Genomic DNA, 10272 nt, shown 5'->3' on the forward strand with positions numbered 1-10272 from the left:
GTGGCGACGGGCGGCGCGGAAGGCTTGGGCGCTGCGGCGGGCGGCGCCTCCGCGGGCTTGCGGTGGAAGATCTTGTCCATGATCTTGCCGAAAATGCTCATCGTGCGCCTCGCTGGTTGGTCGAGAGCGAAAGCCGCGCCAACGCTCAAGGTTCCGCCCGCCGCGACCCGGGGGCCGCGACGGGCGAAAGACGCCTAGTAGCCGTTGGTGATGATCTGCGAGATCAGCCCGGTGGTCAGCGCCATCAGCACGAAGTTGCCGTCAGCATAGATCCAGCGATAGCCGCGCGGCGCCGCGTTCAGGCCGTAGTAGTAGGGATCCTGGACGTAGTAGCTGCGATAGCTCGTCGGCACATAGGCCCCGCGCCGCCATTGGTGATTGTTGTGACGGGCCATCGGGCGATAGCCATAGCCGGGCGCATACCAGTAACCCTGACGGGCGCCGCGATAGGCGCGCCACTCGGAACGGTCGCGCCAGGTCTCGGCGCGGCGGCGGTCGAAGCGCGCCTCGCGCTGGCCTTGACGCACTTCCGCACGGTCGCGATTCAGCTCGCGGCGTTCGGCGGGCGTGACCACGCCGTCGCGCCGGGCGTCACGGCGGTCTTCACGCAGTTCGCCGCGGTCCTCGCGCCGTTCCTGGCGGTCTTCTCGGCGTTCCTGCCGGGAGTCATAGCCCTGGGCGGAAGCGGCGATGGGCGCTGCAGCGGTGACGAGCGCCACGGCGGCGTACAGCAGATGTTTCATGGGGTGATCCTTTCGATCGGTCATGACGCCAGGGATAGCGGCGTGGACCTGAACCGCGCTTGAACCCACGAGATGACGGTCGGTTCATCGGCGGCATTCCGGGGTTGTCGGATCGGGCAGGACGCTTACGTCCTTGGGTCTCAACGCAAGGAGACCGCAATGCCCTACGTCGATGGATTTGTGCTCGCCGTGCCCAAGGCGAACCTCGAGGCGTATCGCGACGTCGCTCGCAAGGCCGGCGAGGTATGGATGGAGCATGGCGCTCTGTCGTACGTGGAGTGCGCGGGCGACGACACGCCGGTGGGCGAGCTGACGTCGTTTCCCCGCGCCGTCCTGGCGAAGGACGATGAGGTGGTGGTGTTCTCCTGGATCACCTACGAGTCGAAAGCCGCCCGCGACGAGATCAACGCCAAGGTGATGGCCGATCCCCGCCTCAATCAGGACGCCGCCTCCATGCCTTTCGACGGCAAGCGGATGATCTACGGCGGCTTCACCAGCATCGTCGAGATGTAGGCTCAGTCGCGCGGTTGACAGCCGGGCGGACCCGCGCCCTCATTGGCTCCAAGGCGAAGCTTGGAGGGGCGAACATGACAGGCGGCGTTTTTTCAAGGATCGCGGCGGCTGCGGTCGTCGCAGCGGGGCTCGGGGCATGCTCGCCACAGAAGCCGCCCGCCGAAGTGGCCGTTGCGGAGCCTCAGTCGTCTGTCGACCGGGGCAAATACTTGGTCGCGGTGATGGACTGCAACGGCTGCCACGACACCAACGCCTTCGGGCCTTCGCCAGGGACGCCGGCGACGTTCCTGGCAGGCGCCGACGTGGGCTTCCACATGCCGGGACTGGGCGTCTTCTATCCGCCGAACCTGACGCCCGACCCCGAGGCCGGCCTGGGCAAGTGGAGCGAGGCCGAGATTGTCGCGGCGATCCGCACCGGTCAGCGGCCCGACGGGCGGGTGCTAGCGCCGATCATGAACTGGCGCACCTATTCCACCCTGACGGACGCGGACGCAATGTCGGTGGCCTTGTACCTGAAGTCGCTGCCGCCCAGCCCGCACCGCTCCCCGGCATTAGGCAGCCCGCAGACGGTGAAGGCGCCCTACCAGACGGTGGTCACTCCTGAGCAGGGCCTAAAGCTGCTACCTCCGCCGCCCGCTGCGCCGGCGACTAGCCCTTCATGATCTTCACGGCGACCGAGACGATGGCGGCGTTGTAGTCGCGGTAGGCGTCGCGCACGAGGCCTTCCCAGACCGGCAGATTGACCACCACCGCGTCGCCGCGGGCGCGGGCGACCATCTGGTAATTATCGTCGGCGATGGCGGTCATCGAACCGACACGCACCGGCGCGCCACCCTCTTCCAAAGTGGCGAAGACCTCGTCGGAGACGACGTCCTTGTCGGGGCGCATGCCGCCCGGCGCCGCGCCATAGCCCTTGTTCATCGGATTGAGGATCGAGACGGTCGAGCCTTGGCGGATGATGAAGGCCATGTTCCCGCTGGTGGAGGCCTTGGCGCGGCCAAGGAAATCCGAGCCGGTGCTGGCTTCCATCTGGGCGAAGTCGATGGTCAGCGACGGCGACACAAGATTGGCGTCGAGGTTCCAGGCGGGCATGGCCATCTTGCCGGTTCCGATGGAGGCGAAACCGGTGACGCCCAGCGGCGAGCCCATGGTGCGATAGGCGGCCAGCGCCGGCGCGGCGCTGGGGCCATAGGTGACGTAGCCGCGCTTCAGGCTCTTGCCGATGGTGATGCCGGGTCCGCCGCCGCCCTTGTCGACGTTGCCGGGGATGCGCTCCAAGCCGGCGCCGTCGACCAGGGCTGAGGTCTCCTCGGCCGACAGCACCGGGATGCCGGCGGCTTCGAACTGCTTGCGCAGGTCGGCGTAGGCCTCGTCGGCCAATCGCCGCATGGTCGCCTCGTCGACGCCCGCCAGGACCATGGCCAGACGGGTGCGCGCACCGATCCCGGCCACGGCGGTCGCCTGCTGCGAGGTGACGAAATTCAGGTGGTAGGTGGGGATGCCCACCTTGGCGTGCCCCTTGAACAGCTGCGCATAGGTCGGGGTCAGCTTGACCGGGAAGGTCTCGGCGTCGGCCTGACCGGCCGCCAGGGACAGGGCGAACGCCGTGGCCGCCAAGGTGATCGTTTTGCGCATACAGATGATTCCCCCACGGCCGTTCGCCGCACCGGCGACCCTGGACGAGCCCGCCGCAACCGCCAACCCCGCTTGCGACGCCGAGGCCTTCGCCCAATGCTGGTCCGGAAATGGGGAGAGCGCGGGATGCCCATCGTGACAGGGCCGCGACGTGGATCGGTGGCGAAGGGCTTGCTGGGCGCCCTCGGGGCGATCGGCCTGCTGCTGGCGATCGGCTTGGGCGTCGTGCTGTTCATCACCGGCGGCGGCGGGGTCATCGCCAGCCCCGCCGGCATGGTCGGCGGCCCGATCCGCGTGGTGGGACCGGCGGGCGACCGGGTCTATCTGCTCACCACCCAGTGGCGGACCTATCGTCCCAGCCCAGGCACGAGCCGATCCAGCTACACCGACCTGCTCACCGACGTGTGGGCGTTCGATGCGCGCGACGCCAAGCCCGTCTGGCGTCGCAGGCTGAGCTCCGATCGCCGCGGTGTGAACATGGGCCGCGCGGTGCTGGGCGCGCAGAACGAGGTGCTGTGGGTGCTGACGACCACGGGGCTGATCGGCCTGGCGCTGAAGGACGGCGCGCCGGTGGCCGACGTCGCCGCGATCGAGGCGGCCAACCCGCCGCTGCGAGGGGTGATCCCCAGCGAGCAACGCTACTATCGCTTCGACGGCCAGGGGCTGGCGTTCACCGCCGCCGACGGTCGGGACTGGCGCATGACGGGCGAGGGCCTGAAAGCCGTGGCCGCCCCAAGGATCGCGCGCAACCTGAGGGATAAGCCCGCCCCGTCCGCTCCGGGCGTGACCGTGCCCGCCTACACCGCCGGGGGTATCGGAACCTACGCCTTCCAGGCCCGCGGTCTGCAGCTGCAGAAACGCTGGCTGGGGTTGCTCGCGGATGCGGAGGTCGAAACCTTTCGCAAGAACCAGGCGATCGGCGGGACGGACCCGGAGAACCATCCCCGCTCGCGCCTGTGGTGGGCCGACCGCGGCAGCGTGCGGGAGTTCCTCGGTCCGCGCGCCACCTACTCCGGCTTCACGCCGCTGCCAGAGAGTCCTGAGTTCCTCTATGGCGGGCTGCTGACCGACGGTCGCAGCAGCGTACCGATCATGCTGTTCAAGCCCGACGGCCTGCTGGTGCTGCACCGTGACAAGCTGGGCGAGGGTGGTCGATGGCGGCTGACGCGGGTCTCGGGGCCAAACGGCAAGGTGGCGTGGACCGCCGACCTTCCGCTGAACGCGATCGACTCGGTGATGCCAGGCGAGGGCTCGGTCCTGATGCACGGCTATCGCGACGAGGAGCCGACCCGTAGGGACCGCCGTCCGGACCCCACACCACAACTCGTCGCCGTGGACCTCGCAACCGGCAGGATCGGCGTCTACGGCTTCAAGGTGAAGGCGACCAAGCCCGAGGACATCCCGCCGTCCTCGACGCCGAGCGCCATTGAACCCGCGCCGGCGGCGAAATGACGGCCCGCCATGCGACGGGCCGTCTTCATCGTCAGGCCGCCTGGTGGAAGCGCCTGCGGGCCAGCGGCTGCGCCGCCTGCCGTTCGGCCAGCAACGCGGCGTGCAGCGCCTGGTCGCCGCCGCGCGAGGCGGCCTCGATCATCGTCAGGTCAATGAGATCACGCTGGGCATGGCTGCCACCGAAGCGCGCGGCGATATTGCGCACCGGCCGCAAGTTCTCCAGCACGCGCGCATAGTCGCCGGACCCGAACGCCTGCAGCGCCCTCAGGACCGGCAGGCCCACATCGCGCACCATTCCGACATTGTCGCCAACCGCCCTCGCCTGGGCTTGAAGGAGCTCGGCCTGGGCTTCGGTGCGACCGGCTCCCACGAAGGCCATCATCGCGTGCGCGTCGTCGAACGCGTAGGCGCCGCCCATCGCCTTCGCCTCATAGATGTCCGCCACAGGCGCCCAACGATCGCCGACGTCGACCCCATGCAATTGCAGCCGCCAAAGCATCGACGCAGCGTCCACAAGGTCCAGCGCCATGTCCGAGCGGGCCTGGAATATCGGTCCGTCGAACAGTTTCAGCGCCTCGTGCGCCTCGCCTTGGCCCAGGTGGAACAGCGCCAGGTGCCACCAGTTGTGGACCTGGAAGAAGCTCTCGCGGGTCCAGGCGTCGATGTCGGCGCGCATGAAGGCGACACCCTCGGCGCGGCGATCCTGCATCTCGAACACGTGAGCGACCGCATGCTGAGCCCAGCCGTTGCGACGCTCCAGCGACAGCGCCTCCAGCCCCGCGTCTTCGGCGCGGTCGTAGTGGCCGGTCTCCTCGAGCCCGAACGCCAGCATGCCCAACACGGCATGATGCTCCGGCATGGAGCGCGACCAGTGCGGCAATGCACGGCCGATGCGATCGCGCAGCATCCGCGAGTCTCCCAATAGGAAGTCCAGCACCTGGCCGACCTGCAGCGCCAGCACGTCGCGCGGCTCGGTGATGGTCACCGCCTCCAGCGTACGCGCCGCACCGGCGATCTCGCCGGCCAGCAGTCGACGCAACGCCTCGACGTGGCCCAGCTCTCGCTCGGAACCGGGAAGAGCCGCGGCCGCCTCAAAGGCTGCGACGCCCGCCGCCGCGGCTTCGGCATTGGTGCCGATCAGCGACAGGTAGGCGCTTAGCACATGCGCCATCAGGAAGCCGGGGCTGTCCTCGGTGGCGGCCTGCAGGCAGCCCATGGGGTCGCCCGCGTAGCAGTAGTAGGCGTCCAGCGCTTGTTGGTATTTTTCCGCGGCCAAGGCGCTCGCGCCCGTTAACACCTGCCCGGAACGATCTTTCTGAAGCATCGTCTTCTCCAATCCGTGTTGGGCGAATGGATACCGCCTTGCCGCACTCGACCTCTACCGGGCGTGCGGTCGGTTCCTTGCAATCGCGAATTGTGGTGTGATGCGAAAGGCTTGGTCCGGTTAGAACGACGGAGCGAGGGGCGACCATGAACGCGGGGCTGGGGAAAACTGCACCGTCGGTACAGTCGGACGGGCTGTCCAAGGGCGAGCGCACGCGCAACCGGCTGCTCGACCTGGCTTATGAGGCGGTGATCCGCAAGGGTTTCGCGGCGACCTCTATCGAGGAGCTGGTCGAGGCCGCAGGGATCACCAAGAGCGGCTTCTTCTATCATTTCCGCGACAAGAACGACCTCGCCCGCCAGATCCTCGAACGCTACGGCGCGGAGAACGAGGTGTTCCTGGAGACCCTGAGTCGCCGTGCGCGCGAGCTGAGCGATGATCCGCTGCACAGCTATCTGATTTTCCTCAAATTGCTGGCCGAGGCGTTGAGCGACCTCGCCGTACAGCATCCGGGCTGCCTGGTGGCGATCATCACTTTCCAGGACCAGGCGTTCGACCGCGAGGTCTGGGCGCTGAACACCGACGGCGTCCTGGCGTGGCGTCGCCGGTTTCGAGATTGGGTGGAAGCGATCGCGCTGGCCTATCCGCCGCGCACGCCGGTCGACCTGGACGCGCTCGCCGACAACGCCCTGATGTACGTCTACGGCGGAGCGATGCTGTCCAAGGCTTTGTCCGCGCCGGAGATGCTCGGTCGCCAGGTTCTGTTCTACCGAGACGGCGTGCGCCTGATGTTCGCGCCGGGATAAGTGATTTTCAAGCAGACAATTCCGCACGACCGGGCGATGATCTCCGCATCGAGCCGACAGGGACTGATCGCCGCAGAGCGATCGACCGCCACTGCATTCAGGGAGAGACCCGATGGACTTCGATTTTCCGAGCATGGATGATCCGCGGCGCGCCGATGTGCGAGCATGGCTTGAGAAGAACCCGAAGCCGACGCCGCGCCAGTTGCTGGAGTCCGGGTACGAAGTTCCGCACTGGCCCAAGCCCTATGGCCTGGGCGCCGATCCGGAACTGCAGCTGATCATCTCCCAGGAGCTGGACCGCGCGGGCGTGCACCGCAACGGCAACCTGCTGTCGGCCACCAACCTCGGGCCGTCGCTGATGACCCACGGCACGCCGGCGGCCAAGGAGCGGTTCCTCGAGAAGATGCTGATGGGCGAGGAGCGCTGGGCCCAGATGATGAGCGAGCCTGATGCAGGCTCCGATCTGGCCGCGCTCCGGACCTCGGCGGTTCGGGACGGGGAAGAGTATGTGGTCAACGGCGTCAAGATCTGGAGCAACGGCGGCGCCGCGGACTTCGGCTGCGTGATCGTCCGCACCGATCCGCATGCGGCCAAGCACGCCGGCCTCTCGGTGCTGATCATCGACCTGAAAGGCCCCGGCGTAACCTCGCGCCCGATCTACAACATGAACCAGGACCCCAGCGACTTTAAGGCTCTGTTCTACGAGGTCTTCTTCGACAATGTCCGCGTGCCTGTGTCGAACCTGATCGGCCAGGAAGGCGACGGCTGACGGCTGACGCAACAGATGCTGCAGAGCGAGCGGATGATGATCCTGGAACGCCAGGCCAAGCCTACCGCCCGCGACCTGGTCCCCAGCCTCAAGGCGATCGGCCGTTTGAACGAGCCGGGCGTGCGGGATGAAGCCGCGCGTCTGTACATCGAAGGCGAGATGATCCGCCTGATGAACCTGCGCGCGATGAGCGACCAGCTCAACGCCAAGCGCCCGGGACCAGAAGCCGCGGCGATCAAGATGATCGGCGCGCCGCACGACCAGCGGCTGCTCGACTTCGCCAAGAAGCTGCAGGGCCAGGCCGGCATGGTCGCCGGTGAGAGCCCGTTCCCCGGCCTGGAGGCCTCTTTCGGCGAAGCCACCTGGGACGCCTGCTTCTGGGACAGCCCGACGCTCACCTTGCGCGCGGGCAGCCAGGAGCTGATGCGCAACGTCATCGGCGAGCGCGTCCTGGGTCTCCCGCGCGAGCTGGACCCGTCGGCCAAGGGCGACTGGACCGAGAACCTGCGCGCGCTCGGCAAGGCCGCCTGATCCCAGGCGGCGGTCGCTTCTGGTCTGCTCTTCCCGGTTTTTCGCCGGGTTGCGCGGGGTCGGGCGAACACCGGTACGATCGGGTGCGCCGTGCTTCGACCGAGCTTTCAGGGCTCGGTGAAGTCGCTGCAGACGGGGAGCGCCACAGGTCGAGCGCAGCGTCGCCGGCTTGCCTTCGCCACCCTCGGCGATCTCCACGCAGACATCCTTGGCCCCGTGCAGCGGCGGGCGCCTGCGTCTTCGCTGGCAGGCGCGGACAGGGTCTCCAGGCGTGGCGAAGCCGGTGCGGCATGCGCCGTTTCGATGCTTGCCGCCAGGGCGGCGAGAATGGCGGGCGCGGTCAGTCGCATCGTTCACCTCCTGGTCAGAGCGGCGAAGGTTAGCGACGGCGCGCGGGCTCGCGAGCCGGCGTCAATATCGTCGTCTCCCCCTGCACGCATCGGCGAACAGGCCTATATCTGGCGCCATGTCGGATGTGGACGAAGCAACGGCGCTGAAAGGCGCGGCGCTGATCAGGGACGAGGTGACCCGCCTGCCGGACAGGCCGGGCGTCTATCGCATGATCGGCGAGGACGGCGAGGTGCTGTACGTCGGCAAGGCGCGCTCGCTGAAGAAGCGGGTCTCGCAGTACGCGCAAGGCCGTGTCCACGCCCAGCGCATCGCGCTGATGGTCGACCTGACGCGGACCATGGTGTTCGTCACCACCCGCACCGAAACTGACGCCCTGCTGCTCGAGATCAACCTGATCAAGCAGCTCAAGCCGCGCTTCAATGTGCTGCTGCGCGACGACAAGAGCTTCCCGGAGATCGTCATCCGCCGCGACCATGACGCCCCGCAGCTACGCAAGCATCGCGGCGCCCACAGCATCAACGGCGACTACTTCGGTCCGTTCGCCAGCGCCTGGGCGGTGAACCGCACGCTGAACACCCTGCAGAAGGCGTTCCTGCTGCGCTCCTGCTCGGACAGCGTCTACGAGAGCCGCACCCGGCCCTGCATGCTGCATCAGATCCGCCGCTGCGCCGCGCCGTGCACTGGGCTGGTCTCGCTGGAGGACTACCGGGGGCTGGTCGACCAGGCCGAGGCGTTCCTGCGCGGCAAGAGCCGGTCGGTGATGGGGACCATGGCTGCGGAGATGCAGGCCGCGTCCGAGGAACTGGAGTTCGAGCGCGCCGCACGCCTTCGCGACCGCATCCGCGCGCTCGCCTCTATCGCCCAGGAACAGCAGATCAATCCCGAGACCCTGGACGAGGCCGACGTCTTCGCCCTGCACGCCGAGGGCGGCCAGGCGTGCGTGCAGGTGTTCTTTTTCCGCGCCGGCCAGAACTGGGGCAATCGCGCCTACTTCCCCCGGGTCGACAAGTCCGACGAGGACCCGGAGGTGATGGCCGCGTTCCTCGGCCAGTTCTACGAGGACAAGCCGATCCCCAAGCTGGTGCTGGTGAATGTGGAGCCGGCCGATCGCGACCTGCTGTGCGAGGCGTTCGCCCTGAAGGCCGGGCGCAAGGTGGAGATCAACCGGCCGCAAAAGGGCGAGAAGCGCCAGTTGGTGCAGCACGCCCTGACCAATTCGCGAGAGGCCTTGGGCCGTAAGATGGCCGAGAGCTCGGCTCAGACCAAGCTGCTCGCCGGCGTCTGCGAGGCCTTCGGTTTGGAAGGCCAGCCGGAGCGCATCGAGGTCTACGACAACAGCCACATCATGGGCACCAACGCGGTCGGCGGGATGATCGTGGCCGGCCCCGACGGCTTCCAAAAGAGCCAGTACCGAAAGTTCAACATCAAGGGGACCGAGCTCACGCCGGGCGACGACTACGGGATGATGAAGGAGGTGCTGCGCCGCCGCTTCGCCCGCATGGTCAAGGACGAGGAGGCCGGGGAGGCCGCCCCACGCCCGGACCTGGTGCTGATCGACGGCGGCGGCGGCCAGCTCGCCGCGGCGCTGGAGGTGATGGCCGATCTTGGCGTCGACGACATCGCCGTGGTCGGCGTCGCTAAGGGGCCTGACCGCGACGCAGGGCTCGAGCGGTTCTTCATGCCGGGCAAGGCGCCATTCATGCTCGAGCCCAAGTCGCCAGTGCTCTACTACCTGCAGCGCCTGCGCGACGAGGCGCACCGCTTCGCCATTGGCGCCCACCGCACCCGGCGCACCATGGACATGAAGAAGAACCCGCTGGACGAGATCGACGGCGTCGGGCCGGGGCGCAAGCGCGCGCTGCTGCACGCCTTCGGCTCCGCGCGCGGGGTGTCCCGCGCCTCTGTCGACGACCTGGCCAAGGTCGAGGGCGTGAACCAGCCGCTGGCCCAGCGGATCTTCGATTCCTTCCGCAAGACCTGAGGGCCGTATGGACGAAGGCGACCTGATCGGCCGCGCGCGGGCGCTCTATGCGGCGTTCATGAAGCAGGATCGCGCGGCGGCCGAGGCGCTGTTGGCGCCCGATTTCCGGTTCACCAGCCCCTACGACGATCACATAGACCGCGAGGCCTGGTTCGACCGCTGCTGGC

11 protein-coding genes are annotated in these 10272 nt (G+C 67.9%); 8 read left to right on the top strand and 3 right to left on the bottom strand.

The window, feature by feature from the left end; all coding sequences use genetic code 11:
• Window positions 1-194: 194 nt before the first annotated feature.
• Window positions 195-743, bottom strand: coding sequence for an RcnB family protein (locus tag Q8M88_RS09390; protein WP_305596688.1), 549 nt, complete (start codon window positions 741-743; stop codon window positions 195-197).
• Between the two features lie 159 nt (window positions 744-902).
• On the opposite strand from Q8M88_RS09390, the gene Q8M88_RS09395 reads away from it, so the two are divergent.
• Entirely contained in the window at window positions 903-1256 is a 354-nt protein-coding gene (locus Q8M88_RS09395) for a DUF1428 domain-containing protein (protein ID WP_305596690.1), read from the top strand.
• Between the two features lie 74 nt (window positions 1257-1330).
• Window positions 1331-1918, top strand: coding sequence for a c-type cytochrome (locus tag Q8M88_RS09400; protein WP_305596692.1), 588 nt, complete (start codon window positions 1331-1333; stop codon window positions 1916-1918).
• Here Q8M88_RS09400 and Q8M88_RS09405 read toward each other — a convergent pair.
• Window positions 1905-2891, bottom strand: a complete 987-nt coding sequence (locus tag Q8M88_RS09405) for a hypothetical protein (protein WP_305596694.1) — start codon at window positions 2889-2891, stop codon at window positions 1905-1907. The genes Q8M88_RS09400 and Q8M88_RS09405 overlap by 14 nt on opposite strands.
• Window positions 2892-3017: 126 nt before the next feature.
• Here Q8M88_RS09405 and Q8M88_RS09410 point away from each other — a divergent pair, with 126 nt between their 5' ends.
• Window positions 3018-4343: a PA2928 family protein gene (locus tag Q8M88_RS09410; RefSeq protein WP_305596696.1), complete on the top strand. Its 1326-nt coding sequence runs from the start codon at window positions 3018-3020 to the stop codon at window positions 4341-4343.
• Between the two features lie 31 nt (window positions 4344-4374).
• On the opposite strand, the gene Q8M88_RS09415 is transcribed toward Q8M88_RS09410, so the two are convergent.
• The gene (locus Q8M88_RS09415; protein WP_305596698.1) at window positions 4375-5667 is read right to left on the bottom strand and encodes a tetratricopeptide repeat protein; all 1293 of its coding nucleotides are present in this window, start codon (window positions 5665-5667) and stop codon (window positions 4375-4377) included.
• Between the two features lie 146 nt (window positions 5668-5813).
• Between Q8M88_RS09415 and Q8M88_RS09420 the strand changes: the two genes are divergently transcribed.
• The 5 genes from Q8M88_RS09420 to Q8M88_RS17705 all read left to right on the top strand — a co-directional run.
• Window positions 5814-6473: a TetR/AcrR family transcriptional regulator gene (locus Q8M88_RS09420; protein ID WP_305596700.1), complete on the top strand. Its 660-nt coding sequence runs from the start codon at window positions 5814-5816 to the stop codon at window positions 6471-6473.
• Window positions 6474-6585: 112 nt separating this feature from the next.
• Window positions 6586-7242 (top strand): acyl-CoA dehydrogenase family protein, encoded by a 657-nt coding sequence (locus Q8M88_RS09425; RefSeq protein WP_305596704.1) that lies wholly within the window; start codon window positions 6586-6588, stop codon window positions 7240-7242.
• Between the two features lie 15 nt (window positions 7243-7257).
• Window positions 7258-7773 (top strand): acyl-CoA dehydrogenase family protein, encoded by a 516-nt coding sequence (locus Q8M88_RS09430; RefSeq protein ID WP_305596707.1) that lies wholly within the window; start codon window positions 7258-7260, stop codon window positions 7771-7773.
• A 466-nt stretch (window positions 7774-8239) separates the two neighbouring features.
• Entirely contained in the window at window positions 8240-10105 is a 1866-nt protein-coding gene (gene uvrC, locus Q8M88_RS09435; RefSeq protein ID WP_305596709.1) for an excinuclease ABC subunit UvrC, read from the top strand.
• Between the two features lie 7 nt (window positions 10106-10112).
• Window positions 10113-10272: DUF4440 domain-containing protein (locus tag Q8M88_RS17705; RefSeq protein ID WP_371132660.1), on the top strand; the 160-nt coding region annotated here is incomplete at its 3' end.

Origin of the sequence: Phenylobacterium sp. (genome assembly GCF_030693805.1) — a bacterium.
GTDB lineage: Bacteria > Pseudomonadota > Alphaproteobacteria > Caulobacterales > Caulobacteraceae > Phenylobacterium.

Excerpts from the sequence above, each read along its gene's own strand:
- Q8M88_RS09415 (WP_305596698.1), bottom strand. The coding sequence starts at position 5,667 with ATGCTTCAGAAAGATCGTTCCGGGCAGGTGTTAACGGGCGCGAGCGCC.
- Q8M88_RS09425 (WP_305596704.1), top strand. The coding sequence starts at position 6,586 with ATGGACTTCGATTTTCCGAGCATGGATGATCCGCGGCGCGCCGATGTG.
- Q8M88_RS09410 (WP_305596696.1), top strand. The coding sequence starts at position 3,018 with ATGCCCATCGTGACAGGGCCGCGACGTGGATCGGTGGCGAAGGGCTTG.
- Q8M88_RS09390 (WP_305596688.1), bottom strand. The coding sequence starts at position 743 with ATGAAACATCTGCTGTACGCCGCCGTGGCGCTCGTCACCGCTGCAGCG.
- Q8M88_RS09405 (WP_305596694.1), bottom strand. The coding sequence starts at position 2,891 with ATGCGCAAAACGATCACCTTGGCGGCCACGGCGTTCGCCCTGTCCCTG.
- Q8M88_RS09420 (WP_305596700.1), top strand. The coding sequence starts at position 5,814 with ATGAACGCGGGGCTGGGGAAAACTGCACCGTCGGTACAGTCGGACGGG.
- uvrC (WP_305596709.1), top strand. The coding sequence starts at position 8,240 with ATGTCGGATGTGGACGAAGCAACGGCGCTGAAAGGCGCGGCGCTGATC.
- Q8M88_RS09400 (WP_305596692.1), top strand. The coding sequence starts at position 1,331 with ATGACAGGCGGCGTTTTTTCAAGGATCGCGGCGGCTGCGGTCGTCGCA.
- Q8M88_RS09430 (WP_305596707.1), top strand. The coding sequence starts at position 7,258 with ATGCTGCAGAGCGAGCGGATGATGATCCTGGAACGCCAGGCCAAGCCT.
- Q8M88_RS09395 (WP_305596690.1), top strand. The coding sequence starts at position 903 with ATGCCCTACGTCGATGGATTTGTGCTCGCCGTGCCCAAGGCGAACCTC.